Annotated in this window: 18 protein-coding genes and 1 pseudogene; 8 read left to right on the forward strand and 11 right to left on the reverse strand. The window is 66.5% G+C overall.

The window, feature by feature from the left end; all coding sequences use genetic code 11:
* The first annotated feature begins 3 nt into the window (after positions 1-3).
* The 3 genes and pseudogenes from DWB05_RS01685 to DWB05_RS14555 all read left to right on the forward strand — a co-directional run bounded on the left by DWB05_RS01685 (position 4) and on the right by DWB05_RS14555 (position 4,970).
* Positions 4-510, forward strand: a complete 507-nt coding sequence (locus tag DWB05_RS01685; protein WP_114374407.1) for an RNA pyrophosphohydrolase — start codon at positions 4-6, stop codon at positions 508-510.
* Positions 511-1,971: 1,461 nt separating this feature from the next.
* A pseudogene (locus tag DWB05_RS01695) lies at positions 1,972-3,149 on the forward strand (IS256 family transposase).
* 1,461 nt (positions 3,150-4,610) lie between these two features.
* A complete protein-coding gene (locus DWB05_RS14555) occupies positions 4,611-4,970 on the forward strand; it encodes a hypothetical protein (protein WP_157967034.1) in 360 nt (119 codons plus the stop codon).
* Positions 4,971-5,177: 207 nt separating this feature from the next.
* On the opposite strand, the gene DWB05_RS01700 is transcribed toward DWB05_RS14555, so the two are convergent.
* From DWB05_RS01700 to pheA, 3 genes are read right to left on the reverse strand one after another with little or no spacing between them, the layout of a single operon-like run.
* On the reverse strand, positions 5,178-6,065 hold the full coding sequence (locus DWB05_RS01700) for a prephenate/arogenate dehydrogenase family protein (protein WP_114374411.1): 888 nt from the start codon (positions 6,063-6,065) through the stop codon (positions 5,178-5,180).
* Positions 6,058-7,167, reverse strand: a complete 1,110-nt coding sequence (gene hisC, locus DWB05_RS01705; protein WP_114374413.1) for a histidinol-phosphate transaminase — start codon at positions 7,165-7,167, stop codon at positions 6,058-6,060. The genes DWB05_RS01700 and hisC overlap by 8 nt, the downstream gene beginning before the upstream one ends.
* Positions 7,164-8,033, reverse strand: coding sequence for a chorismate mutase (gene pheA / locus DWB05_RS01710; protein WP_157967035.1), 870 nt, complete (start codon positions 8,031-8,033; stop codon positions 7,164-7,166). The genes hisC and pheA overlap by 4 nt, the downstream gene beginning before the upstream one ends.
* Positions 8,034-8,195: 162 nt before the next feature.
* Between pheA and metX the strand changes: the two genes are divergently transcribed.
* The 3 genes from metX to DWB05_RS01725 all read left to right on the forward strand — a co-directional run bounded on the left by metX (position 8,196) and on the right by DWB05_RS01725 (position 12,317).
* On the forward strand, positions 8,196-9,335 hold the full coding sequence (gene metX / locus DWB05_RS01715) for a homoserine O-acetyltransferase MetX (RefSeq protein ID WP_114374477.1): 1,140 nt from the start codon (positions 8,196-8,198) through the stop codon (positions 9,333-9,335).
* Complete coding sequence (gene metW, locus DWB05_RS01720; protein WP_114374418.1) at positions 9,335-9,991, forward strand: methionine biosynthesis protein MetW; 657 nt, start codon at positions 9,335-9,337, stop codon at positions 9,989-9,991. Before metX ends, metW begins: the two co-directional genes overlap by 1 nt.
* 1,498 nt (positions 9,992-11,489) lie before the next feature.
* Positions 11,490-12,317, forward strand: a complete 828-nt coding sequence (locus DWB05_RS01725) for an exodeoxyribonuclease III (RefSeq protein WP_114374420.1) — start codon at positions 11,490-11,492, stop codon at positions 12,315-12,317.
* A 10-nt stretch (positions 12,318-12,327) separates the two neighbouring features.
* Here DWB05_RS01725 and DWB05_RS01730 read toward each other — a convergent pair whose 3' ends face one another.
* From DWB05_RS01730 to DWB05_RS01755, 6 genes are read right to left on the reverse strand one after another with little or no spacing between them, the layout of a single operon-like run.
* Complete coding sequence (locus DWB05_RS01730; RefSeq protein WP_114374422.1) at positions 12,328-13,677, reverse strand: dihydroorotase; 1,350 nt, start codon at positions 13,675-13,677, stop codon at positions 12,328-12,330.
* A 21-nt stretch (positions 13,678-13,698) separates the two neighbouring features.
* A complete protein-coding gene (gene asnB, locus DWB05_RS01735; protein WP_114374424.1) occupies positions 13,699-15,465 on the reverse strand; it encodes an asparagine synthase (glutamine-hydrolyzing) in 1,767 nt (588 codons plus the stop codon).
* Complete coding sequence (locus tag DWB05_RS01740) at positions 15,465-16,472, reverse strand: glycosyltransferase (RefSeq protein ID WP_114374479.1); 1,008 nt, start codon at positions 16,470-16,472, stop codon at positions 15,465-15,467. The genes asnB and DWB05_RS01740 overlap by 1 nt, the downstream gene beginning before the upstream one ends.
* A 17-nt stretch (positions 16,473-16,489) precedes the next feature.
* Positions 16,490-17,794, reverse strand: coding sequence for an O-antigen ligase family protein (locus DWB05_RS01745; protein WP_114374426.1), 1,305 nt, complete (start codon positions 17,792-17,794; stop codon positions 16,490-16,492).
* Entirely contained in the window at positions 17,791-18,642 is an 852-nt protein-coding gene (locus DWB05_RS01750; RefSeq protein ID WP_114374428.1) for a glycosyltransferase family 2 protein, read from the reverse strand. Before DWB05_RS01750 ends, DWB05_RS01745 begins: the two co-directional genes overlap by 4 nt.
* Complete coding sequence (locus tag DWB05_RS01755) at positions 18,639-19,616, reverse strand: glycosyltransferase family 9 protein (protein WP_114374430.1); 978 nt, start codon at positions 19,614-19,616, stop codon at positions 18,639-18,641. The genes DWB05_RS01750 and DWB05_RS01755 overlap by 4 nt, the downstream gene beginning before the upstream one ends.
* Before the next feature lie 65 nt (positions 19,617-19,681).
* Here DWB05_RS01755 and ygfZ point away from each other — a divergent pair, with 65 nt between their 5' ends.
* Complete coding sequence (gene ygfZ / locus DWB05_RS01760) at positions 19,682-20,509, forward strand: CAF17-like 4Fe-4S cluster assembly/insertion protein YgfZ (protein ID WP_114374432.1); 828 nt, start codon at positions 19,682-19,684, stop codon at positions 20,507-20,509.
* Positions 20,506-21,057 (forward strand): methyltransferase family protein, encoded by a 552-nt coding sequence (locus DWB05_RS01765; protein WP_114374435.1) that lies wholly within the window; start codon positions 20,506-20,508, stop codon positions 21,055-21,057. The genes ygfZ and DWB05_RS01765 overlap by 4 nt, the downstream gene beginning before the upstream one ends.
* Positions 21,058-21,117: 60 nt before the next feature.
* On the opposite strand, the gene ppdK is transcribed toward DWB05_RS01765, so the two are convergent.
* Both ppdK and glyS read right to left on the reverse strand, forming a co-directional pair.
* Positions 21,118-23,805, reverse strand: coding sequence for a pyruvate, phosphate dikinase (ppdK, locus tag DWB05_RS01770; protein ID WP_114374437.1), 2,688 nt, complete (start codon positions 23,803-23,805; stop codon positions 21,118-21,120).
* Between the two features lie 5 nt (positions 23,806-23,810).
* The gene (gene glyS, locus DWB05_RS01775) at positions 23,811-25,826 is read right to left on the reverse strand and encodes a glycine--tRNA ligase subunit beta (protein ID WP_114374439.1); all 2,016 of its coding nucleotides are present in this window, start codon (positions 25,824-25,826) and stop codon (positions 23,811-23,813) included.
* Positions 25,827-25,833: the final 7 nt, after the last annotated feature.

A 25,833-nucleotide genomic window follows, 5' to 3' on the forward strand; every position in this document is an offset into this window, starting at 1 on the left:
GCCATGGATCCGGCGACGCTTCCCTACCGGCGCAATGTCGGCGCCGTGCTCTTCGGCCCGCGGGGACGAGTGCTTGTTTGCCGCAGGGCCGACGTTCCGAATGCGGAAGGGGCGCCGGGTGGCTGGCAGCTTCCGCAGGGAGGGATCGACGAAGGTGAGGATCCAAGGATTGCCGTTTTTCGCGAGCTCGCCGAGGAAATCGGGACCGACCGTGCCGAGATCCTCGCCGAACACCCCGATTGGTTGACCTACGACCTTCCCCCTGAGCTGGTCGGAAAAGCACTCGGAGGGCGCTATCGCGGACAGCGGCAGAAATGGTTTGCCCTGCGCTTCCTCGGCAGCGAGGCCGATATCCGACTCGATGCTGACCCCCAGCCCGAGTTCGACGCTTGGCGCTGGGTTGACCTCTACGACCTTCCCACCCTCGCCGTCTCATTCAAGCGACCGATCTACGAGGAGCTTGTGCGCGCCTTCGCTCACCTCGTCCGATCGGTCCAAGAGCGCAGTTGAGTCTCGACCTTCACATTTCAATCTGAAAGGTGGTTGGTGCAGGCGCGGCGGGTGTAGCCTTGGTTCACTCGTCGGCGCCTCGCGCCGATGTCGTCTGCAGATTCGGTATTGAGACCTCTGCGAAACCCTTTCGGCGCGGCCTCGTATTCGATTTGTGTTCGTTCCTCGCGTTGCGAGGGGTTTGCCGGTGGGGCAGCGTCGGTTGGGTCAAGGAAGCTTGATGGAGGGTCGTCTGCCGCCGGGTGTAGGCATGAACCGCGGGCGGGAGCGGATCGCAGCGCCGATCGATCGCCTAGGTCGACCGGGTGCACTGCGCGCCTTGGCGCGGAGGCTGGCCTGTTTGCGCTTGCCTCCGCGCAAGGTCGGCTTCCCGCCGATCGCCCTTTTCCGGGCGCTTTTGCTGGCGCACGGATACCTGCTCGCTCCCCCGGGCGGAGTACTCGGGCTGATGCCCTAACGTCCCTGATCCCGAGCTGGAGGAGGCCTCCTCCGATGGTCTGTTCCTTCGGCGCTTCTGCAGCTTCGGTTTGGCCGACGACACGCCCGACCGGAACGCAAGTCGACCAGGGGGCAGACAATCCTCTGCCGCTTCCGCGGCCGGCCGGTGGCGCATGGGCTGAACAGGCGTCTGTTCGCGTAGGCCAGTCGGCAGCTGGCCGCCCAGGGTCTGATGCTGAAGAGCGACACGCTGATCGACGCCACCCTGCTCGGGGTCTCGATCAGCCGTCCGCTGGCCAGCGGGAGCGAGGTCTGTCCCCTGCGCGACCCGCCCTCCCCCCTGGTCTCTCCGCAAGACCCTGGCACGGGCTTCACGCGAAGGGGGCGAAGAGCGTCTTCGGCATCGTGTCCCATCGCGCTCGCGCGATGGGAGCCCGTCAGGGTTGACGTCGCCGTCGGCCAGGGCTCCGAGCTCGTGTGCCGGGTCGCGCTGACGAGCGCCGAGATGCACGGTTGCGGACGCGCTGATCCAGGGCGATCAGCGGGCGGTGTTTGTCGATCGGGCCCACAAGACGCGGGGGCGTCAGCAAGAGCGGTCGTCCAGGGGACACGGCCTTCGTCGCTGATTGGCCCTGGCGGAGGCCTGGATCGTCGATGAGATCCCGATCGCAGCCTAACCGCGCACACGCTTTGCCTTTGGCAGCGCTGCACCGACATGGTGCTGACGCCGATCCGCACCGGTGTCGAGCGCTGTTCGTTACGCTCAAGCGCAGCAATGGCCGGCGTTAGGCGCGTTATCAAGGCATTGTCCGCAAGTAGACCCACCTGCCCCTGCTCTGTGCGGCCTACGGTCGGGTTCCGGCAAACGGTTTTAGCTCGCCGGTAGCACTGCCGCCCGCCCGCTCGCTGTTCCATGGTGCCGTCGTGGGCGGGCGGCGGGGCGGGGGGCAACGGGTGGACTCTCTCAGGGTCGGGTTTGCGAGAGCCAACCCGGCCCGGAGAGCCCCGTCGACCGGCGAGAAGATGACGCTGCGGAGCCTCGTCGAGAAGGCACCCGATGCGCAACTGCCTAGGGACATGATCGGCTTCGCCGCGGAGCGGCTGATGGGGATGGAGGTCGGCGGCCTACCGGCGCAGCCATGGCGAGAAGAGCGCCGACCGTCTGGCACCGCGCAACGGCTACCGCGCGGGGCCTGGGAGACCCGGGCTGCACGGTGGAGCGGCGCATCCCGAAGCTGCACAAGGGCCGCTGAACCGCGTCGCCTGGCGGAGCAGGCGCTGACGGCGGTGACTCAGGAGACCGACATCCACGGGGTATCGCCACGCTCGGCCGACGATCCGGTCAAGGCGCTCAGCATGACGGGCGTGGCGAAAAGCCAGGTCAGCCGACTGGGCGAAGAGATCGACGAGCAGGTCGACGCCTTCCTCAACCGCCAAATCGAGGGCGAGTCGCCCTGCCTGTGGATCGACGCGACCTGCGTGAAGGTGCGCCAGGACGGCAGGATCGTCTCGGCTCGGTCGCTGGCATCATCGCGGTCGGCGTCAACACCGATGACACCGATGGCGCCGCGAGGTGCTGGGCATGGACATCATCGGCCCCTCGGAGGCCGATCCGTTCTGGACCGAGTTCCTCCGCAAGCTCACCCGCCGCGGCCTGCGGGGCGTGAAGCTCCTGATCTCGGAGGCGTACGAGGGGCTGAAGGCCGTCATCACCTGCGTCCTCTGCGCCACGGGGCAACGCTATCGCATGCACATTGTGCGCAACGCGCTGGCCCACGCCGGCCGTAGCGGGTGCAAATCGTGTCGGCGTTCATGGCCACCGCCTTCGCTCAGAGCGACGCCGAAGCCGCCCCGAAGCGATGGCGCCTTGTCACCGACCAGCTCCGCCCCAAGCTCTCCAAGGTCGCCGTCCCGATGGATGGCGCCGAGGCCGACGCGCTCGCCTACGTGGGCTTCCCCGACCAGCACCACGCCAAGCTGCACTCGACGACCCCACTCGAGCGCCTCAACGGCGAGGTGAAGCACCGGACCGAGGTCGTCGGCATCTTCCCAAACGAGGCCGCCATCAGCCAGCTGGTCGGCGCGATCCTGCTCCAGCAGAAGTACCAAGGGGCGGCTCAACCTGTCTCTCCATGACGCTGGAAAGCGTCGCCAGCGTCAGCGGTGAGGCTATCGTGAGCCTCGCCCCTGTCGAGGGATGACCTCGGCCCTGCCAGGGATCACCCTGGCCACTGCCAGCTACACGACGCCAAGGGACACGCCGCCGCCGCCCCGCAAGCCTGCCCGCCGCCTGACGAGCGAATTCTGTCTACAGTCCCTCCGAACCGGCCTACAGTCCTTCCGAACCGGGGCCGAAATCCGCAAAACAGCGCCCAAAACCCCCCACCCCGCCCCGATCACCCCCTCAACCGTCCAGCCGTCCCACCGCAACGCGCCAAACCAGCCTCAAACCGACGTCTCGCAAAGTTCTCGTATTGGATGATGCTGGGACGGCCACGTTCGTTTTATCTACCTGCCAACGGCAGGCTGTGTCCCCTGGGCGACCTGACGGTCCCCAGAATGAGCTGCATCGTGCCTTGCCGAGGAACCGACGTCCCCGGTGGGTTGGCTGTTCGGCATGTTCCCGTAGGTGGGCACAGAAATTCGCCCGCAGCTCTTTAAGGCTGCGCTTGAGCTTCTCAGGAAGGCTATACAGGAGAACTTATCGAGCGAGGTCTTGTCGGAGCGCCCGCAGATGCCGTTGGTGTGCGGGACCTTCGGTCTGATTCAGGTTGTGGTCGATATGCCGCCTGGTCACCTTGAGTCCTCTCAACCGTGAGGGAGGCTCGTCATCGTGACGATCATTGCTGCCGAAGAACTCGGTGCCGCGATCGCTTAACATGTGGTCAATGCGCAAGTCGTGCTCCTCGAAGGACAGGGTAACCCGGTCGTTCAGCAGGTCGGCCGCGGTGACCGCGGTCTTGCGATCGTAGAGCTTGGCGAGGACGACGTTAGAAAAAATATACTGCTCTTCCAGCGCCGCCTACAGTGCTTTGCTCGCGGATGGGATCATTGGGGGGCGGGAACTCCCCGACGCGGCGCCGGTTCATTCTGTGTCTGCAACCACGGTTTGGGAGGCTGCCATAAAGGAGCTTTCGGTCGTTCTGCGGGAGCAGGTGTGGCTGCCGTTGTCGCAGGGGCCTCCCCCTCAAGCTGCGGCGGCCCATCGCTCGGGGTCAGGGTGACGCGTACCGTTCTCGGGTGCCACGCTTTCTCGTTCTCGGAAGCAGGGCTCGGTGGCGCCCCGGCCTGATCTTGCACCGGCGGAGATCCAGATCGAGCTGGCCAAAGAACGCGGTCTTTCGATTGCAATCAGCACGGTCTGGCCGTAACTACATCCCGCCTAACAAAAGTCCGCCCCGGCCTTTGAACAGGATCGTCCCGACGTCTTTAGCCAACGCTGGGCCTGGTTGAAGAACCTAATCCAGTTGGAGTCCAGATTCATTGGTCTTCCCAGATGGGTGGGCGCAAACGCCACCGGTCCAAGCGCAGCGCCTGACGGGGCCTCGACCGCCAGGGCCCGGCCCCATGGCCGGACCCCGCGCGGCGAGCGCCGGCGTTGCCCGGTCCCGCGCGGGCACAGGACGATCACCACCTCTGTCGCTGGCGTGCGCAACCACGGCATGGTCGCGGCCATGGTGCTCGATGGCCTGATCGACGGCAGAGCATTCCAGGCCTCCGTCGAGCAGGTGCTGACCCCGAACTCAGGCCAAGCGATCTCGTCACCCCCAACAATCCGGCGGTTACAACAGCAGCAAGGTCAGCCCGGGAGTGGAAGAAGTAGCGGCCGCTCTTCTTTCCCGGCCGACAACCCCGACTTCAACCGGATCGAGTGCGCCTTCGTCGAACTTAAGAGACTGCTGTGCAAGCCGGCCGAACGCCCCGTCGGAGGGCTCCACAAGGCCGTCAAACATCCCTCTCAAATCTTCACGCCGAAAAAGCGCGCTGACCCACTCGTGGCTGGAGGACAAGATGCAGACTGAAAAGAAAATGAACTAACCTAAGATATGGACAGATACTGCCCGAAAACAGCCGCACGCGCGCCCAAACCCCCGTATACCTGGAGAATTCTTTGCACAGCAAACACAAAACAAAACAAAAAAAATTGCTTTTGATTTCGTATGCACAGAGTAAAAATCAAGCCACATTTCTGTAATACTGGATAAGCCGTCAAGCTCAGAAGTTTCCACCTATGCTTGTTTAAGCGCAATCAGTTTTTTTCTAATATGACGCCCCCGCTCTATCTTATCAACAATATATTCTGCCTCACCCCATCGTACCGCTCGCGCCATTGCCGTCATATCTTCAACAAAACGCTGCGTCATCTCTAATAGTGCTTCCCTATTATTCAAAAAAATATCTCGCCACATGACAGGATCAGATGCTGCAATTCGTGTGAAGTCTCGAAATCCGGAGGCGGCAAAGCGCAACACATCTTTCATTGATTGATGTTCAAGATCATCAGCTGTACCACAAATAGTAAAGGCAATCAGGTGAGGTAAGTGACTTACAATTGCCATAACACGATCATGATGAGCTGGTTCCATAATTTCAACAATTGAGCCTGCGCGGCGCCAAAGTTCTGTAACTTTTTCGACTGCAGTCTCATCCGTTCCGGGTGGAGGGGTAAGGATTGTATATCGACCCTTGAACAGGTCGGCGAACCCCGCCTCAGGTCCCGAGTGTTCGGTTCCCGCAATAGGGTGGCCGGGAACAAAGTGCACCCCTTCAGGGACGAAAGGGCCTACGTCGCGTATCACGCTTTGCTTTGTCGAACCAACATCGGTCAATATTGCGCCGATTGAGAGGGCCGGCCCAATAGCCGAGGCAATTTCGCCATAAGAACCGACAGGCGTGCACAACACTACACAATCGGCCTCAGCAACTGTTTCTTTGAGCGAGTCGAAGACTTTGTCCGCCAGGCCGAGCTCGAGAACCTTTTGACGTGTGGTTGCCGTTCGAGCTGTAGCAACGACTTCGGCTGCGATATCCCCTCGGACATGGCAGACGCGCGCAAGCGAAGATCCGATCAGCCCCACGCCAATGAGCGCGAGACGGCGAAACAACACTTTATGCATGGGAGAGTGCGCGATCGAACCCCTGCATGAACTTCGCAGCAGCCTCCGCGACAGCCTCCATTTCAGCAGGGGTACCAACCGTGATGCGGAGCATGCCGGGCAGGCCGTAGCCCGTCAGTTTCCGCACGATGATGCCACACGCCCGGAACGCTTGATCCGCTGCATCGGCGCTGCGCCCAATCGAGCCGAAATCTGCAACCACGAAATTTCCTTCAGTCCCCCGCACGGGGATCCCGACACTTTCCAGAGCTTCGGAGAGCCAGGCCCGCATCTGGAAATTATGTGTTCGACTTGCTTGGAAGTGATCACTGTCAGCAAGCGCTGCGATGGCCGCTGCCTGCGCAGGGCGAGAGGCATTGAAAGGACTGCGGACGCGGTTCAATACATCGACGACATGCTTCGGCGCATAAGCCCAGCCTAGCCGGAGCCCCCCCAGCGCATAGATCTTCGAGAAAGTTCTTGTCATGACCGTGTTGGCGGTCGTGTCAATCAGCTTGATGACTTCTGGAACCGCAGGGTCCGCTAGGTATTCCGCATAAGCTAGATCGAGCACGAGCAGGACGGACTCGGGGAGCGCTTGGCGCAGGCGAACGATCTCACCCCAAGGGACGAAGGTCCCTGTTGGATTGTTTGGGTTCGCAAGAAAGACCAAGCTTGTGCGAGCTGTAACTGCTGCGAGGATCGCATCGATGTCGGCCGTGTACTCGCGTTCGTCCACCGTCACGACTGTCGATCCAGCATAATGCGCGTAAATCGGATACATGGCGAAGGCATGGCGGGTGACAATCGTTTCGGTGCCTGGCCCGCCATAGGCCTGAGCGAGAAGGCACAAGAGATCATCGGAGCCCGCACCGCAAACGATGCGTTCTGCATCGAGGTTCCAGACTATGGCGATTGCTCTCCGCAACGCAGAAGCGCCGCCATCCGGATAGCGATGAATTTCGCATGCTTCGCGCCGATACGCCTCAATCGCTGCGGGAGAGGGGCCCAGCGCACCCTCGTTAGACGATAACTTGATGACCCTGTTCACCCCAGGCAGCTCGGCCTCGCCACCCCTGTAAGGCTCGATGTTCAGGATTGAGGGGCGAGGCAAAGGCTTCATCGAGTTGGATCCTCCGTTGGAACAGAGCTGGCCACGTTGACGGAGAGTACCGGCCAAGCGCCGAGAACACACGGCCGCAAAGCCCCGCGGCGCGCCAGGTCGGACAAACGTGGCGCCGCCGCTGAAACATGCCCTGCCACTTCGGCAAGACAAGCAACCGCGGCTGGCTCACCCCGATAGACGACCAAGCTGCGGAGCTGGAACCCTGCGTCAGAAACGAGGTTTCCGATCGCTGTGTCGTCCAACGATGGGGAACACTCGAAAGCAACGAGCGAGTCGTCATTTCCCGAGGGCTCTGGCACGAGGCGAGCCACAACGAAAGCGGCGACCTTTTGGGGGGCCTCAGCCCAAGCGGTGAGCAAAGGGAGGCGCGCAACAATCGACAAGTCATGGGCATCACCACGCAGGAATCTCAGCCACCAGGGCACTTCCGTCGGTTCAGCCGCCGCCGTGTCGCCCGGAACCGGCAGTACGCCAAGCGACATTTGTCCCGTCTCGACAGCCGCAAGGACCTGGGCCGAGGATTGCAGCGCCCGAACCCGGACACCTGCGCCGAAATGATCTCGCGTGAGCGCGAGATACTGCGGCGCGTGATCGGCACTCCAGACGGCGACCGACATGGGCGCTTGGATGAGCGTCATGCTGGAGAGGATTTCGCGCCAAATTCCCATTAGGGCTTCCGCAGGGAGGGGGCCGCGATGACGTTTAAGCAACCTTCGAAGGATTTGGGCTTCACGTGCTGGGCGATAGGGTATGCCCTGTTTTGCCCCCGATTTGGCCAAACGCGTTACTAGATCGGCACGCGCGACGATGAGGTCGTGGATCTGATCGTCCAGTCGGTCGATCTCTTGCCGGATCTTCGACAACGTGTCCGGGGTGGAGACCCCAAGTCGCTCAGGGGTCGCGTCACGCGGCGGGAGCTCGGGGGACATTGCTTTGGGAGCCATACCGGAACGGCTTGCTGACGCAAGTCGTCTGTGGCCCGCGATACCGGCTTGGTTTAATCGTCTGCGATGGTGGGCGAGGCCATGGACCAAGCGGATACCCTGTCGCACCAAGCAATTGTCTTCGAGGAGGGAATCACGCTCGATTGTGGCGCCCGAATCCGTCCTCTTCGCGTTGCCTATCGTACATACGGACGGCTAAATGAAACCCGCTCAAATGCAATTCTCATCTGTCATGCTCTTACTGGAGATCAATACGTAGCCGAAACACACCCTGTCACGGGAAAGCCAGGCTGGTGGCAGCATCTTGTAGGGCCGGGAAGGCCAGTAAATACTGACAATTTTTTCGTAATTTGCTCGAATGTGTTGGGTGGTTGTATGGGTTCAACTGGGCCAAATATTGAAATGACAGACGAAAGTGGAAAGCCGTTAGGTCGGCCATGGGGTATCGATTTTCCTCCAGTCACCATTCGTGACATGGTCCGAGCCCAGGCGAAACTTGTTGAGGCGCTAGGAATTACAAAGTTGTTTTCGGTAATTGGCGGTTCAATGGGTGGAATGCAAGTGCTACAGTGGGCTTCCCTATTTCCTTCCAAAGTCTTTTCTGCCATACCGATTGCCACTGCGGCTTATCATTCGGCACAAAATATCGCTTTTCACGAGATCGGCCGGCAAGCGATCCATGCAGATCCCAACTTTCACGGTGGGCGCTATTGGGAACATGGCGTTGTGCCGGCAAGGGGGCTAGCGGTAGCTAGAATGACTGCTCACATCACCTACCTCTCAGAAGAAGCGCTAAATCGAAAGTTTGGTCGACGCCTGCGAACAGGTCCAATGCTAACGTTTTCAAACGACTTATTTGAAGTCGAATCCTATCTCCAATATCAGGGATCTACATTTGTGCGTCGTTTCGACGCAAATTCGTATCTCACGATCACGAGGGCAATGGATTATTTTGATCTGTCCGCCGAGCATGGAGGTTCGTTGGCGCAAGCATTTCGGCATACGCCCGTACGGTTCTGTATTATCTCTTTTTCTTCCGACTGGCTTTTTCCGACCTCGATGAGCCGCGAGATCGTGAGGGCTCTCAATGCAGTAGCGGCCAATGTATCTTTTGTCGAAATCGCGTCCGATAAGGGGCATGATGCTTTCTTGCTAGATGAACCGGTGCTGTTCCGCACGGTTGCTGGCTTTCTCGCTGGTGCAGCAGAACGCTGGCGCTGATGCCTGATTTGCCCATTCCTTCTGCCCGAACTGGTCGGCCGCTTTCTGATCGCTTGGACTTGCGTCTAATTGCACAAATGGTGGAACCGCGGTCTCGTGTTCTGGATATCGGATGTGGCGATGGCACGCTACTTGACATTCTTGTTCATGAAAGGGAGGTTGATGGCCGTGGAATTGAAATTGACATGGGATTGGTGACAGCGGCAGTTGGCCAAGGTTTGTCAGTCATCCATGGTGATGCTGATACTGACTTGACTTTCTATCCTGATCAGGCCTTTGATTATGTGATCCTCTCTCGCACACTTCAGGCTACTGAGCGGCCGCGGGAAGTCCTTCATCAAATGTTGCGTATTGGTCGGCGGGCCATCGTCTCGTTCCCAAATTTTGGTCATTGGCTTGTCCGGCTCAAACTTCTCGTATCCGGACGAATGCCGCGTACGGCTGTCCTTGATCGACCATGGTATGATACACCAAATATTCATCTGTGTACGATCCTAGATTTTTTTCGACTTTGTGAGGAAGACGGGTACTTTGTGGAGCTCTGGATGGGCGTTGATGGGGCCGGGCGCAAGCTTCCTTGGCGTCGTAATCGCTGGCTTGCCAATATATTTGCTGAACAGGGATTGTTTCTTCTTTCTAAGAAGCAACCTAAGTGATATGTTTTTGAATTTTGGCAAGAAGATTATTGCAAGTTTCAGATGTTGGTATCGTGTATGTAGTTTTCTTGATTTGTTCTTAATGGCCTGATGTTTGGCAGGACCGTTGTCGTGTAAAAATCTTGATTTTCGTGATACTGTTACATCTATTTTCTAAAATAAGGGCTATGATTTTAAAAGCCGCGGGCTTCTTACGAATGTCCACGAAGGGTTGGTTTTCGAGGTGCTTCAATGATTTTGATGAAAGATATCTCTCGGGGATGGTGCTGGAGCGCGACGAAGTCTGCTTCTTCGCCGCGATTTCTGATGTCGCGATTGAGTTGTGGCGGCTGGTCCACGCCGAGAGGTTGGACTACGCTCCACCGTGCGGAAGATGGCGTCGACGCCCGTGCAGGAACCAGGGCAAGCACGATGGTCATCCGGAACTGTTATGGCCAATTCCGTTGCGTACAACAGACTGTCATTCCTAGCACCATCAGCACTCCTTGTTTCTTTCATCATTTACGAGCATTGAAGATTATTCAAGAATTTTTTGGCAAACACGTGCGTTTATTGTGAGTGAGCGGCGGACCTGCGGCAAGATCCTAAGACTTAACAGCGCTCGTCACTAGGCCTTGGCGCTCGGGCCTGTCGCCGAGGTCGACTGCAACGTCCCTGTTGAGGCTAAGAGGTTCTTGTGTCCCTGGCGGGTGAAGCCAACTCAAAGATTTTGGCGACCAACCTCCTCCTTGTTGGCGAAGGTCCAGCTGACCGAGCCGTTGAGCATGGTCGCGGCCATTGGCGTGCTGCTGTTCAACGTGATCCCCTGTGCAGCGCTGTGCCGATTGGCTGTAAAGAACAGACGCTTAATCAGCTGAGCTCGGCTCATATGCCAGAAGTTGGTGGTGGAAACGGAAGAGCGGCGCTAGTTGGGCGTCCCGTCGACAAGTCCGAAACCGCAGAGACGCTGAAGGAGACCTGAGGGTAGCAGCCTGAGTGCTCCTGCAGGGGAGAAGGGCAATCGCCGAAATGCCTTGTGAAACCGAACAGCGGGGATCTGCGACCACCGCGCCAGCACAAAGTCGCGGAACAATCCAATCGGAGGAACGCCAGGACTGGCCAAAGGCGAGCCAGCACAGCGGAAGCGGGATCCGCCCCAAGGCCGGCTAGTCGATCAGCGGCGCAACCCGCGCCGCCCGGCGCTTTTTCCCAGCCCCAATCGGATCAGGGCCCTCCCCTGAAACCCCTTGGCCCAATCGTCGCATCCGATGTGCCGTCTGATCCGGCTCCCAGCGCAGCAGTCATCGGGAGATGGGTGGCAGACTAGGGATTTGCGATAGTCAGTGTCACCAGACTGCGCAGCCGGCGTCGGGGTGAACCAGCGACTCGGATCGGTGTTGAACGGTTCGCCCGTCTACGCCGACGAAAATCTCGCAAAGGAGGGTCGCACAGCCGGTGCATCTCAGTGGCAACGCTCGTGGCTAAGTTTCAAGGCTCCAGCTTCCCGCTCCACGAGACCATGGCCCGACGTCCGAAACGACTCCGCCTCGTCACCTGGAACATCAACTCGATCCGTCTCCGCCTCGCCCGGCTCGCCGATCTCGCCGTCAGCCTCGAGCCAGACGTGATCTGTCTGCAGGAGACGAAGGTTGCGGACGAGGAGTTTCCCCTGCGCGAGGTTCGCGCCACCGGGTACCGCCACATCGCCTTCCGCGGCGAGAAGGGCTACAACGGCGTGGCGGTGCTCTCGAAGATCCCGCTCAGCGTGGTGCCAGACACCCCGGACTGGTGCGGCAAGGGCGAGAGCCGACACCTCACGGTCGATCTCGACATCCCCGGCGCCCCGGTTCGGCTGCACAACTTCTACGTTCCCGCCGGCGGCGACATCCCTGATCCTGAGAGCAACCCGAAGTTCCGCCACAAGCTCGACTTCGTCGCCGAAGCGACGCACTGGTTCGCCAACGGCGCGGGCGGCAGCCCGCGGCAGATCATCGCCGGCGACCTCAACATCGCGCCCCTTCCCGACGACGTCTGGAGCCATCGCCAGTTGCTGGACGTGGTTTCGCACACCCCGGTCGAGACCGAGGCGCTGGGCCGCTGGCAGGCCACCGCCGGCGGGTGGGTCGACGCGATGCGCCACTTCATTCCGCCACCGGAAAAACTCTTCACGTGGTGGTCGTACCGCAACCGCGACTGGCGGCTGTCCGATCGCGGACGGCGTCTCGATCACATCTGGGTCACGCCCGACATGATCGGCACGCTGAAGAGCGGCGAGGTGCTGAAGGACGCGCGCGACTGGCCGCTCGCCTCCGATCACGTGCCGGTCTGCGTCGAGATGCTGGTCTGAGCGGGCGGCCTCACGCCGGCTCGGGAACGAGGGTCTCGCCGAATCGCACCAGGCGCCCCGCGGGGGGGCCCAACAGTTCACCCTCGCGCATGATCACGCGCCCGCGCAGCACGGTCATCACCGGCCAGCCGGTCACCGTCATGCCGGCGAAGGGGGTCCAACCGCAGGGGGAGACGATCCACTCGTCCGTGATGGTGCGCCGCAAGCGGGGGTCGACGATGGTGAAGTCGGCATCATAGCCGGCGGCGATCCGCCCCTTGCCGACGATGCCGTAAACCCGCGCGGGGCCGGCGCACATCAGGTCGGCGAGGCGCGACCACGACAGGCGGCCCGCATGCACGTGGTCGAGCATGACGGGGACGATGGTCTGCACGCCGGTCAACCCCGCCGGGCAGCGCGGCCAGGGAAGGGCCTTCGCCGCGCGCGGGTGCGGCGCATGGTCGGAGGCGACCACGTCGACCGTGCCGTCGCGCACCCCGGCCCAGGCCGCCTCGAGATGCCGACGCTCGCGGATCGGCGGGTTCATCACTGCGAAGCCTCCCAGCCGGTCATAGGCCTCGGGCGCGGCCTGGGTGAGGTGGTTGACCAGGACCTCGACGGTCGCGTGGTCGCGCTGCCCGGCCAGCCAAGCCAGCTCCTCCGCCGTCGAGACGTGCAGGATGTGCACCCGTCGCCCCACCTTGCGCGCGAGCGCGACAATGCGTCGCGTGCCGAGGAAGGCGGTCTCCACGTCGCGCCACTCCATGTGACGATGATAGGGCTCGCCCTCGCGGAAGAGGTGCGCACGGCTGCGCAACCGGTCCTCGTCCTCGGCGTGGAAGGCAACACGGCGGTTGCCGGAGCGCAGCACCGCCTCGATCGAGTCGTCGTCCTCGACCAGGAGGTCGCCCGTCGAGGAGCCGGCGAACACCTTGATCGCGCAGACCCCCGCTTCAGCCTCGAGATCGGCGAGGTCGGCGATGTTGCCCTTGGTCGCGCCGACATAGAGGCCGATGTCGACGAAGGCGCGGCCCTCGATGTGTTGGCGCTTCCAGGCGAGCCGTTCCGAATCCGTGATCGGCGGCTGCGTGTTCGGCATGTCGAACACCGCGACTAGGCCGCCGAGCGCCGCTGCCCTGGTTCCCGTCGCGATCGTCTCGACCTCGTCGGCGCCCGGCTCGCGCAGGTGCACGTGGGCATCGATCAGCCCGGGCAGGACGATGAGACCGCGCGCGTCGATCGTCGTCTCGGCGGAGGCGCGCGACGCCACGCCGAGGGCAGCGATCCGCTCCTGCCGCACGCCGATGTCCGTCTCCTCGAGCCCCCACGGCAACACCACCATGCCGCCGCGGATGATCAGGTCGAAATGCGGCTCTGCCATCGACGACTCCTCAGGCGGGTTTCATCCGGTCGCGGCGAGAACGTCGAACACATCCCCGCCCGAGCCGATGCCGCGAATGTGCACCCGGTGCCAGAGGGCGTAGAAGAGCAGCGTCCAGGCGGCGAAGCCCGCGTGCTTGCCCTCCGCACGGAAGAGGGCGCGAACCCGGTCGGGCTCGCAGAGCTCGGCCACCGCCGGGTCGGCCGCGACCAGCGCGCCGAGGCGGTCGCCCGAGCGTGCGATCCAGGCGGCGACGGGGACGGTGAATCCTTGCTTCGGCGCGAAGGGCCGGGCGTCGGGGAAGTGCCGCTCGAGCCAGGCGCGCAGGATCCACTTGCCGGTCCGGCCCCGCACCTTCAGCCGGTCGGGCAGCCGGAAAGCGGCCGCGACCACTGCCGGATCGAGGAACGGCGTGCGGCCCTCCACCCCGTGCGCCATCAGGCAGCGATCGAGTTTCGCGAGCAGGTCGTTCGGCAGCCATTCCGCGATGTCGGCGGCCTGGGCCGCCATCAGGCACGTCCGGCCGGGTGTCGCCGCCCCTCCGATCGCCGCCTCGAGCCCCGACCGCCACGACCGCGCTGGGGAGCGCCGCAGCCCCAGCCGCTCGAGGATGCCGCGAGAGTGCATCGCCCGCCCGCCCAGCCACCACGGCCGCATCGCCGCCCGATAGCGGCCGTAGCCCGCGAAGAGTTCGTCACCCCCCTCCCCGCTCAGCACCACCGTGACCTCTGCCCGGGCCCGCCGGGCGAGCAGCCAGGTCGGAACGATCGCGTAGTCGGCGGCCGGATCGTCCATCGCCGCGACGATCGCCGGCAGATGGCGGAGGAAATCGGCCTCCGTGACGGTGATCTCCTCGTGCGCCGCCCCCGCCGCCCGCGCCGCCGCGCGCGCCGCCGCCCGCTCGTCGGCGGCGGAGGGATCGTCGAAGCCGGCGGTGAAGGCGAGCACGGGGCGCTCGGCCAATCGTCGCATCAGGGCGAGCACCGCCGCACTGTCGGTGCCACCCGAGAGGAAGAGCCCGTAGGGCACGTCGCTCCGCTGATGCAGGGCGACACTCTCCTCCAGTGCGCGATCCAGGCGCGCGAGCGCCTCCTCCTCGCCGATCTCCTCGGGGCCACCCGCCGGCAGGGCATGGCAACGACGCCGCGCGATCACCCGGCCGGCCGCGATGGTCAGCGTCTCGCCCGGAAGCACGCGCTCGATCCCCCGCCAGATCGTTCCGCGACCGGTGGTGAATTGCAGCTCGAGGAGCTCGTCGCGCGCGCGGGGCTCGATCTCGGGCGCGATGAGCCCGGCCGCGACGAGGGCGCGCGGTTCGGACGCGAAGGCGAGGCCGAGCGGGGTTTCGGCGAGGTAGAGCGGCTTGATGCCGAAGGGGTCGCGCGAGAGCACGAGGCGATCCGACCGCGGCTCGTGGATCGCGATCGCCCACATGCCGCGCAGCCGGGCGGCGAACCCTTCCCCCTCGCGAACGAAGAGGTGCAGCGGCACCTCGCAGTCGCTGTCGGTGGCGAAGCGGACATCGGCGAGCAGGTCGCTGCGCAGTTCGCGATACGAGTAGATCTCGCCATTGGCGATCAGCGCCGTGCCGTCCGGTGCATGGAGCGGCTGGGCACCGCCCGCGAGGTCGATGATGGCGAGCCTCCGATGCACGAGGAGGACACTGCCGGCCTGATGACGCCCCGCACCGTCCGGCCCGCGATGGGCAAGCGCCTCGTCCAGCCTGCCCGCAAGGTCAGGCGGCAAGGACTTGCCCGGCAGGCGCGCTAGGCCGGCGATGCCGCACATCAGCGCGAGAGCCGGCCGAGCAGGTCGCGCCAGCGCGCCACCACCGGCGGGGGCGCGAATTCGGCCGCCCAGGCGGCGCGGCCGGCCGCGGCAAGCGCGCGCGCAAGGCCGGGCTCCTCCGCCACCCGACGGATGGCTTCGGCCAGGGCCGAGGGATCGTCGACCGGCACGAGCAGCCCCGTCCTGCCCGGTTCGATCAGCTCCTCGGGCCCCGCCGCCCGGCAGGCGACGACGGGACGGCCGGCCGACCAGGCCTCGAGCACGACATTGCCGAGCGGCTCCTGGCGCGAGGGGCAGACGAACACGTCGGCGGCAGCGAGAAGCCCCGCCTGGTCGCTTCGCCAGCCGAGGAAGCGGACGCGATCAGCAACGCCTGACCGCCGCGCCACCGTCTCGAGCGCGGATCGTTCCGGCCCCTCTCCGGCGATCACCGCCACTGCGCGTGGCAACCGGGCAAGCGCGGCGATCAGCGTGTCGAACCCCTTCACGCGATGCAGCCGACCCATGGCAAGCACAAGGAGCGCATCGTCGGGCACCTCGAGCGCACGTCGCGGCACGGGCTCCGCTCCCGCAAGGTCGGGGACGAAATTCGGCAGGTGGTGCACCCGATCCTCGGGCCAGCCCTGGGCGACGATCCAGGCGACGATCCCCCGCGTGTTCCCCACCAGATGATCGAAGCCGCGCCAGTAGGAGAGGTCGTAATAGCCGCCCAAGCGCCCGACGCGCGTCCAGGGCCCTGCGGGCGTGAAGCGGGCGGCGCGGTTCATCCAGCTCATCACCAACCCCGGTGCGAAGGCTCGCAACTCACGCGCAAGACGCCGCCCGGTGAGGAGATCGAGCGGGCCGCCGAAGGCGAGTTCGACCGGTGCGAGCCCCGCCGCGCGCAAGGCAGCCGCCCGTGCGGGGTCGCGCCGGATCACCGCCAGCACCTCCTCGCCGGCAGCAGCGAGGGCGGAAACGATGCGGACATAGAACGTTTCCGCTCCGCCCATCGCCGCCCCGGCCATCACCATGGCCAGCCGGCTCACACCCGAGCGCTCTCCCGCGCGGGCTCGCGCGAATGCAACGCCTCGACGATCGCCCATCCCGTCATCAGCGCCCAAAGCGTCGAGGTCGGCTGCGAGGTGAAGGCGTGCACCGATCCGAGCGGCCACAGCGGCAGGAGAACGGAGACGAACAGCCCGAGCCGGAGCGGCTCCGGCCGCGGCAGGAGGCCTCGGCCGGCCGCGACCAGCCACCCGAGCGCCGCAATCGCGAACAGGACGAGGCCGGGCACGCCGGCATTGACCAGCATGTCGAGATAGGGGTGGTGCGCATGCGGGACGCACATCTGCGCCCCTCCCCCGTCTCCCACCCCACCCCAGCCGATGAAGAAGCGCGGATCGGCGCAGAAGGTACGAAACCCATCCGCCCCCCAGCCCGTCCAGGGACTGGCCTCGGCCAGTGCCAGCGCGCGGCGCAGGATCTGGCCGTAATGGCTGTCCGGGAAGCCCGACATGATGTCGACGAACTGGGTCACCTGGCGGGTGAAGGCGGTTGGGAAGGCGGAGGCCGCGATGGCCGCGATCGCGACCAGCGTGATCACCCCGATCAGGGCGGGTAGGCGAAGGCGGGGGATGCCGAGCGCGAGGAGGGCGACGCCGATCGCGGCGTGCACCAGCGGCATGCGCTGGCCGATGACGAAGATCGTGGCGACGAAGAGGGCGATCAGCAGGCTCGCCGCGCCGACGCCGAACGGGCCGGCCCGCACGAGCCGACCACACGCCGCGGCGAGCGGCGGCCAGACGATGCGCACGAGATAGGCCCCGGCGCGCGGGCGGCGGAACGGACCCGTGTGCTCGCCGCCGACCGCGCGGGTGAAGCCGGAGAGGCTTCGCCCGGTCAACGCCTGAAGCCAGACCTCGAGGGCGATCCAGCCGGCGGCGAGGCCGCAGGCGGCGAGCAGCGGGCGGCGGAAGCGACCCGAGGCGAGCACCCAGGAGCCGAGGGCCACCACCGCTACCGGAACCCGGCCCCAGGCGAGGGCCACCCCGAGACGGTCGAGGTCGGCCGTGAGCGCGGTGGCGACGACAAACCAAAGCCAGGCCGCAAGCCCCGGCCAGGCATGGATGGCGAGAAGCGGCGTGGCGTCGCGCCGCACGGCGAGAACCGCGAGGAAAGCGAGCGCCACGACCGACAGGTAGACGTCGCCGAACCCGCGGGCGTAGATGAGGATCAAGGGGAGGGCGGCGGCCAGCCACCCGAATGCGGTTTCGCCCAGGGCGACGGCTTGGTGCCAAGGCGCAGCCGGAGCGGGCGGCGCGGGCGCGGTCAGGCGTGGCGCGCTCATGCTGCGGGGGCGGGCTGCCGAGCCGGACCCGCGGCCGGTCCCGCTGGCGGGTGCCGCTGCCCGGCCGGAACATCGGACGGCGGACGATGCCGCTCCGGCTCGAGCCTCGCCTTGAGGTGGGCGAGAAGCGGATAGAGCCCCGCACAGAGCGCGATCAGCACCCCCCACCCTCCTTCGCGCCAGCCGCCGCGCGAGACGTAACACTTGAAGAAGCGGGAGACGAAGCGGCGCAGGTTGCCCGCGAGCGTGCCGATGTCTCCTTTCTCCAGCAGATCCGCCGCCCGGGCGGAGGAGTAGCGGTCGAGGCGGCGCAGCATGTCGGAGATGTCGCGATCCACCTGGTGCTGCAGCGCGTGGCGAAGTCGCGGCCCTCGGCTCCCGTGCCACTCCAGGCCGGGGTGCACGCGCTGACGTCCCCACCGCTTCGCCCCGCGGCGCGACAGCCGCGGCACCGCGGTGGTACCGAAACTGCCGCCCCAGCCATGACGCACGAGACGATCGCCGATCCAGTTGTCCACCGGCAGCTCGTGCCAATCGTGGGCGGAGGCTGCGATCACCGCCCTGATCTCGGCCGCGAGGTCCGGCGGGACGCGCTCGTCCGCATCGATCTCCAGGATCCAGTCGCCTGCGCAGGCGGCAAGCCCTGCGTTCCGCCGATCCCCCTCGATCTCCCAGGCTCCCTCGAGCACACGGGCGCCGAAACCGCGCGCGATCTCCGCCGAACGGTCGGTGGTCCGATCGAGCACGACCACGATCTCGTCGGCGAAGGTGAGGCTGGCGAGGCAGCCCGGCAGGCGAGCCTCCTCGTTGCGCGCCACCACGAGAGCGGAAAGGCGCGGCCCGCTCATGTCGCTGCCAGGGCCGGCCGGGCGCGCTCGAGCAGGGCAGCCGCGGCCTCGTAGGCGTCCTCGACCGGCAGGGACCCCATCAGGCTCGCCGTGGTGCGGTGGTCGAAGCCGGGGGCCGAGATGAGCTCGGCCATCGGCACCCGCGTGCGGGCGACCGCCGTCAGCCGCCCCGTCGGGGCGTACTGCTCGACGGGCGAGGGGCCGAACAACCCGAGCGTCGGGGCGCCGGCGGCCGCGGCGAGATGCATCAGCCCCGAATCGTTGCCGACGAAGAGGGCGCAGCGCGCGAGGCAGGCGGCGGCTTCCGTGAGACTGAGGCGGCCGACCAGGTCGATCGTCCGCCCGCGCGGCAGGGCGGCGAGAACGGGGCGGGCGAGTGTCGCCTCGGCCTCGCCGGGGCCGGCGAAGACCGCCGCCCGCGCCCCCGGCAAGGGCCCGTCCGCCGCCGACAGCCGATCAAACAGCGCAACGAACCGCTCGGGCGCCCAGACTTTGCCGCGCCAGTTCGCCGTCGGGCCGAGCCCGATCACCGGCGGCCCGGGCGGGATCAGCATCTCGGCCCGCGCGCGATCCTGCTGCGAGGTCCACACCACCGGCGCAGGCGGTGGGTCGAGGCCCAGCACGGACCCGATTTGCGCCAGCCGCGAAAGGTCTTTCCGTCGCGCGCCCATCACGGCGCGCCGCCCTGCCGGCACCAGCCAGGCGAGCGCCGAGCCCCGAAGATCCACCACCAGGTCCCACCACGTGCCCACCACCTCCGCCCAGAGGCCGAGCCAATGCCCGGCGAAGGGCCGCTTCTCGAGCGTGATCACCCGCTCCCTGCCCGGCATGTGGGCGAAGAGGCCGGCAGCGGCCGGACCGCAGGCGAGCGTGATGCGCGGCTCGGCGTGTGTGCGCAGCAGATGGTCGATGAGGCCCGTCGAAAGCACGGCATCGCCGATCCGGGTTGCGGTGACGAACAGGATCCGGCTCATGCGCGGGCGTCTAGCACAGCCGAGACGGGATTGCGCGAGGTGGTGGCGCGCGCCATCTCCCGTCCATGCCGATCGCCGAACTGCCCGCCCGGGGCGTCGTGGCCGTCTCCGGGCCCGACGCACGACCTTTCCTGCAGGGGCTCGTCTCCAACGACGTCGCGCGCGTCGGCGCGAGCGAGACCGCCGTGTGGGCGGCGCTGCTCACCCCGCAGGGCAAGTGGCTCGCCGACTTCTTCCTCCTCGCCGATGGCGAGCGGATCCTGCTCGAGTGCGAACGCGCCCAGGCGGCGTGGCTCGCGTCGCATCTCGCGCGCTACCGGCTGCGGGCGAAGGTGGACGTTGCTGACGAGAGCGATCGCTGGACGGTATTCGCCGCCTGGCGTGACGGCGCGCCGGTCGGGCTTGCCGCGCGCGATCCGCGCCTGCCCGAGGCGGGGTGGCGGTGTCTGGCTTCCCCGGGTGCCCTGCGACCCGACGCGACGGCGGAGGACTACGACCACCACCGTCTCGCTCTCGGCCTGCCGGAGGGTTCCCGCGACCTTGAGAGCGGGCGGACCGTGCTGCTGGAGGCGGGCTTCGACGAGCTGAACGGCATCTCCTGGACCAAGGGGTGCTGGATGGGCCAGGAGCTGACCGCGCGCACGAAGTACCGCGGCCTGGTGAAGAAGCGATTGGTTCCCGTGCGGGTCGAGGGCCCGCTGCCAGCGCCCGGCACGCCGGTCCTGCGCGACGGGGCTGAGGTCGGCACGATCCGATCGGGCCGGGAGGATCGGGCGCTCGCCTTCCTTCGTCTCGACGCCCTGGCGGGCCCCGAGCCGCTGATGTGCGGCGAGGCACGGCTCCGGCCCGCGATCCCGGCCTGGATGCGACTTCCGGCCGAGAGCCCGGCATGACGGGGCGGCGGGAGGTCGAGACCGACGCGGGCGCCGATCACGCGCGCCAGCAAGCCGAAGCGGCGGACGGACCGGACGTGATGGACGGGTCGCCGCCGCCCGTCGCCGTCCATCCGCCGATCCTGTTTCCGGCCGTCCTCGGTGTTGCGCTCGTCCTCGATCGGCTCGCCCCCCTCGTCACCACGCCCTGGCCGGCCCCGCTCCGCTTCGGCCTCGGCGGTCTGCTGGTCGCGCTCGCCATGCTGCTCGCCGGCTGGGCGGCCTGGGTCTTCCATCGCGCCGGCACCGCGATCCCCACCTTCCGCCCGGCGCGACGCTTCGTCTCCTCGGGGCCTTACGCCTTCACGCGCAACCCGATGTATCTCGGGCTCGTGCTGCTGCTGGCCGGTCTCGGCCTGATGCTGGCGAGCGGCTGGACGCTGCTCTTCGTGCCGGTCTTCGTCGCGCTGATGGACCGGCTCGTGATCGCGCGCGAGGAGCCCTATCTGGAAGCCCGTTTCGGCGATCCCTACCGCGCCTATCTGCGTCGCGTCAGGCGCTGGATCTGACGACGCGGCGCAAGCCGGGGTTGGCGGCGAGCAGCCATCCTCGCACCCGGTCCGTCCGCCTCAGGCCGTGCGGTCGACGCCGCCCTCGCCGAGCGCGGCCTGCGCGGCGGCGAGCCGCGCGACCGGCACGCGGTAGGGCGAGCAGGAGACGTAATCGAGCCCGACACGCTGGCAGAACGCGATCGAGGCCGGATCCCCCCCATGCTCGCCGCAGATGCCGAGCTTGAGCGCGGGCCTGGTGCGACGTCCCTTTTCCACCGCGATGCGCACCATCTCGCCCACGCCTTCGACGTCGAGCGTGACGAACGGGTCCTTCGGCAGGATTCCCTTCTCGACGTAGAGCGGCAGGAACTTGCCGGCATCGTCGCGCGAGAGGCCGAACACGGTCTGGGTGAGGTCGTTGGTGCCGAAGGAGAAGAAGTCGGCGACCTCGGCGATGCGGTCGGCGATCAGCGCGGCGCGCGGCAGCTCGATCATGGTGCCCACACTGTACTCGAGGCGCCGCCCCCGTTCGGCGAACACCGCCTCCGCCGTCGCCTCGACCAGGCCGCGTGTGATCTCGAGCTCCTTCTTCAGCCCGACAAGGGGGATCATGATCTCCGGGATCGGCGCCGCCCCGGTCTCTTCGGCGATGTCGAGCGCGGCCTCGAAGATGGCGCGTGCCTGCATCTCGTAGATCTCGGGGTAGGAGATGCCGAGGCGGCAGCCGCGATGCCCGAGCATCGGGTTCGATTCGGAGAGCTCAATCAGGCGCTGGCGCACGGCGGCGAGATCGACGCCGAGCGCCTCGGCGACCTCGGCGAGTTCGTGTTCGCCGTGCGGCAGGAACTCGTGCAGCGGCGGATCGAGCAGGCGGATGGTGACGGGAAGCCCCGCCATGATGCGGAAGAGATCGGCGAAGTCCTTGCGCTGGAACGGCAGCAGCCGCGCGATCGCGCGCCGGCGCCCGGCCTCGTCCGCGCTCATGATCATCTCGCGCACGGCGAGGATGCGCTCGGGGTCGAAGAACATGTGCTCGGTGCGGCAGAGCCCGATTCCTTCCGCGCCGAAGCGCCGGGCGGTTTCCGCGTCGGGCGGGGTCTCGGCGTTGGTGCGCACCTTCAGCGTGCGCACCTCGTCGGCCCAGGACATGAGGGTGGCGAAGTCGCCGGAGAGTTTCGGCTCGATCATCGGCACCGCGCCGAGGAACACCTCGCCCGATGCCCCGTCGATGGTGACGGTCTCGCCGGCGCGCACCACCTGTCCGCCCCCAGAGAGGGTTTGCGACGCGTAGTCGACGACGAGCCCGCCGGCACCCACCACGCAGGGCCTGCCCATGCCGCGCGCGACCACCGCGGCGTGGCTCGTCATGCCGCCGCGCGTGGTGACGATGCCCTTCGCGGCGTGCATGCCGTGGATGTCCTCGGGGCTCGTCTCGATCCGCACCAGGATCACGCTCTCGCCCTTCTGCGCCCGCGCTTCGGCCTCATCCGCCGAGAACACGACCGCGCCCGAGGCGGCGCCGGGAGAGGCGGGCAGCCCCTTGCCGAGCAGGGTTCGCTTCGCGCTCGGATCAAGCGTCGGGTGCAGCAACTGGTCGAGGCCCGAGGGGCTGACGCGCTGGATCGCCTCCGCGCGGCTGATCAGCCCCTCGTTCGCCATGTCGACAGCGATCTTCAGCCCCGCCGCCGCCGTGCGCTTGCCGTTGCGCGTCTGCAGCATGTAGAGCTTCTTTTTCTGCACCGTGAACTCGATGTCCTGCATGTCGCGATAGTGCCGCTCCAGCACCTCGCGCACGCGCAACAGTTCGGCGTACACCTCGGGCATCGCCTCCTCCATGGAGACTTCGCCCGGCTTGGCGGCGGCGCGCGACAGCGGCTGCGGCGTGCGGATGCCGGCCACCACGTCCTCGCCCTGCGCGTTGACGAGATATTCCCCGTAGAGGACGTTCTCGCCGGTCGAGGGGTCGCGGGTGAAGCACACCCCGGTGGCGCAGTCGTCGCCCATGTTGCCAAAGACCATCGCCTGCACGTTCACCGCCGTGCCCCAGTCCGAGGGAATGTCGTGCAGGCGGCGGTAGGTGATGGCGCGCGCGTTCATCCACGAGCCGAAGACCGCGCCGATCGCGGCCCAGAGCTGGGCGCGCGGATCCTGCGGGAACGGCTTGCCGGTGGCCTCCCGCACGATCGCCTTGTAGCCGGCGACAACGCGCCGCCAATCGTCGGCGGTGAGCGCCGTGTCCGCGGTGATGCGCCGATCGAGCTTCACCTCGTCGATGATCTCCTCGAAGCGGTGGTGATCGACGCCGAGCACGACGCCGCCGAACATCTGGATGAAGCGGCGGTACGAATCCCAGGCGAAACGATCATCGCCGCTCATCCGTGCAAGCCCCTCGACCGTCTCGTCGTTCAGCCCGAGATTGAGCACGGTGTCCATCATCCCCGGCATGGAGACGCGCGCCCCGGAGCGGACGGAGACGAGCAAAGGGCGCTCGGGGTCGCCGAACCGGAGCCCGACGGCCTCCTCGATGCCGCGCAAGGCCTCGTCGACCTGCGTCTCAAGCCCCTCGGGGTAGCGGCGGTCGTTGCGGTAGAATGCGGTGCAGACCTCGGTGGTGATGGTGAAGCCGGGCGGCACGGGCAGGCCGATCGCCGCCATCTCGGCGAGATTGGCCCCCTTGCCGCCGAGCAGGTTGCGCATGTCCGCCCGCCCCTCGTTGCGGCCCGCGCCGAACGCATAGACCCACTTCGCCGCTGTGACGGTATCCATCACGGTCATCCTTCGAGCTTGGAGAAGTCCGCCACGCGCGCCATCGCGCGACGCACGCGGGAGAGAAGCCTGAGGCGGTTCGCCCGCAAGGCGGAATCGGGATCGTTGACGGTGACGCGGTCGAAGAAGGCGTCGAGCGGCGCCCTGAGTGCTGCGAGCGTGGCCATCGCCTCCGTGAACCGTTCCTCGGCGAGCTCGCGCGCAAGCGTTGGCTCCACCGCGTCGAGTGCGGCGGCGAGCGCCCGCTCCTCGGCGGCGGCGAAGAGCGCGGCTTCGGGCGGATCGTCGTGGCTGCGGCCGTCCTTCCGTTCCTCGATGCGCAGGATGTTCACCGCCCGGGCATGCGCGGTGCGGAGATTCGCTCCATCCTCCGAGGCGAGGAAGGTCTCGAGCGCGTCGGCGAGCGACAGCACGCGAACGAGATCTCCGTCCACACCCCGCCCCAGCACGGCGGCGACGATGTCGTGCCGCTTGCCTTCGGCGCGGAGCTGCACGCGCAGCCGCTCGGCGATGAAGTCGAGCACGTCGGCCGACACGAAGTGGCCCAGATCGAGCCTGACGCGATTGTCCCGCACGATGCGCACGACGCCGAGGGCGGCGCGGCGCAAAGCGAAGGGATCGCCCGAACCCGTCGGCTTCTCGCCGATGGCGAAGAAGCCGGCGAGCTGGTCGAGGCGGTCGGCAAGGGCGAGCGCGATCGAAACGGGCTCCGCCGGCACCTCGTCCTCCGCGCCCCTCGGCGCGTAGTGGTCGCGGATCGCGTTCGCCACCTCGCCGTCCTCGCCGTGCGCGAGCGCGTAGTAGCGGCCCATCACCCCCTGCAGTTCGGGAAATTCGCCGACCATGCCGGAGACGAGATCGGCCTTGCAGAGCAGCGCGGCGCGCTCGGCCTTGGCGCGATCCGCACCCACCAGAGGGGCGAGCTCGCCTGCGAGCCGCACGAGGCGATCGACGCGGTCGCGCTGCGAGCCGAGCTTGGCGTGGAACGTCACCTCGGCGAGCTTCGGCAGCAGCGTTTCGAGCGGGCGCTTCAGATCCTCGTTCCAGAAGAACCGGGCATCCGCCAGCCGCGCGCGCAGCACGCGCTCGTTGCCGGCGACGATCGCGGACCCGCCGTCGGCGGCGGCGATGTTCGCGATGACGATGAAGCGCGGCGCTGCCGAGCCGTCCGGACGGCGCAGCGAAAGATAGCGCTGGTTCACGCGCATCGAGGTGCGCAGGACCTCCGGTGGTAGGTCCATGAACGCCTCGTCGATCCGCCCGATCAGCGCCACCGGCCACTCGGTGAGGCCGGCGATCTCGGCGACGAGGGCGGGATCCTCGACGACGGAGAGCCCCTCGGCCTCGGCCAGGCGCGCGGCGTCGCGACGGATCAGCGCCTCGCGCTCCGCCGCATCGAGGATGACGTGCCGGGCGGCAAGCTCGGCCCGGTAGTCGGCGAAGCCGCCGACGGCGAAGGCGCCGGGGGCGAGGAACCGATGCCCCTCCGTTTCGTTCCCCGCACGCAACCCATGCCCGTCGTCATCACCCTCGGCGAGGGCGAAGGGGACGACCGTCCCGTCGAGCAGGCAGAGGATGCGCCTGAGCGGACGCACCCAGGTGAAGGACGATCTGCCCGACCAGCGCATCGACTTCGGCCAGGGAAAGCGGCGGAGAAGGGAGGGCAGTTCGCGCGCCACCACCTCTGCGGCCGGAACCGAGGGCACGATGCGGTCGAGAACGAGATAGCCGCCCTCCTCCCGCACCGCCTCGCGCGTTGCCCCGTGCTTGCGCAGGAAGCCGGCGAGCGCGGCTTCGGGCGCGCCGGCGCGCGGCCCGCGCTCGACCGTCCGCTCCTCGGGCGTGGCGGCGGCGACCTGCGCCACCAGGGCCAACCGCCGCGGACCGTGGAAAGTCCGCACGTCCGCGGGCGAGAGAGAAGCGAGGGCAGCCGAGACGAGCCGCGCCAGATCCTCGGCCGCGCGCGCCTGCATGCGGGCCGGGATCTCCTCGGAGAAGAGCTCGAGCAGGAGTTCCGGCATCGTACCG

The organism is Elioraea thermophila (ex Habib et al. 2022) (genome assembly GCF_003336755.1).
Classification (GTDB): Bacteria; Pseudomonadota; Alphaproteobacteria; order Acetobacterales; family Acetobacteraceae; genus Elioraea; species Elioraea thermophila.

Excerpts from the sequence above, each read along its gene's own strand:
- DWB05_RS01685 (WP_114374407.1), top strand. The coding sequence starts at position 4 with ATGGATCCGGCGACGCTTCCCTACCGGCGCAATGTCGGCGCCGTGCTC.
- DWB05_RS14555 (WP_157967034.1), top strand. The coding sequence starts at position 4,611 with ATGGTCGCGGCCATGGTGCTCGATGGCCTGATCGACGGCAGAGCATTC.
- DWB05_RS01700 (WP_114374411.1), bottom strand. The coding sequence starts at position 6,065 with ATGCATAAAGTGTTGTTTCGCCGTCTCGCGCTCATTGGCGTGGGGCTG.
- hisC (WP_114374413.1), bottom strand. The coding sequence starts at position 7,167 with ATGAAGCCTTTGCCTCGCCCCTCAATCCTGAACATCGAGCCTTACAGG.
- metX (WP_114374477.1), top strand. The coding sequence starts at position 8,196 with ATGGACCAAGCGGATACCCTGTCGCACCAAGCAATTGTCTTCGAGGAG.
- metW (WP_114374418.1), top strand. The coding sequence starts at position 9,335 with ATGCCTGATTTGCCCATTCCTTCTGCCCGAACTGGTCGGCCGCTTTCT.
- DWB05_RS01725 (WP_114374420.1), top strand. The coding sequence starts at position 11,490 with ATGGCCCGACGTCCGAAACGACTCCGCCTCGTCACCTGGAACATCAAC.
- DWB05_RS01730 (WP_114374422.1), bottom strand. The coding sequence starts at position 13,677 with ATGGCAGAGCCGCATTTCGACCTGATCATCCGCGGCGGCATGGTGGTG.
- asnB (WP_114374424.1), bottom strand. The coding sequence starts at position 15,465 with ATGTGCGGCATCGCCGGCCTAGCGCGCCTGCCGGGCAAGTCCTTGCCG.
- DWB05_RS01740 (WP_114374479.1), bottom strand. The coding sequence starts at position 16,472 with ATGGCCGGGGCGGCGATGGGCGGAGCGGAAACGTTCTATGTCCGCATC.
- DWB05_RS01745 (WP_114374426.1), bottom strand. The coding sequence starts at position 17,794 with ATGAGCGCGCCACGCCTGACCGCGCCCGCGCCGCCCGCTCCGGCTGCG.
- DWB05_RS01750 (WP_114374428.1), bottom strand. The coding sequence starts at position 18,642 with ATGAGCGGGCCGCGCCTTTCCGCTCTCGTGGTGGCGCGCAACGAGGAG.
- DWB05_RS01755 (WP_114374430.1), bottom strand. The coding sequence starts at position 19,616 with ATGAGCCGGATCCTGTTCGTCACCGCAACCCGGATCGGCGATGCCGTG.
- ygfZ (WP_114374432.1), top strand. The coding sequence starts at position 19,682 with ATGCCGATCGCCGAACTGCCCGCCCGGGGCGTCGTGGCCGTCTCCGGG.
- DWB05_RS01765 (WP_114374435.1), top strand. The coding sequence starts at position 20,506 with ATGACGGGGCGGCGGGAGGTCGAGACCGACGCGGGCGCCGATCACGCG.
- ppdK (WP_114374437.1), bottom strand. The coding sequence starts at position 23,805 with ATGGATACCGTCACAGCGGCGAAGTGGGTCTATGCGTTCGGCGCGGGC.
- glyS (WP_114374439.1), bottom strand. The coding sequence starts at position 25,826 with ATGCCGGAACTCCTGCTCGAGCTCTTCTCCGAGGAGATCCCGGCCCGC.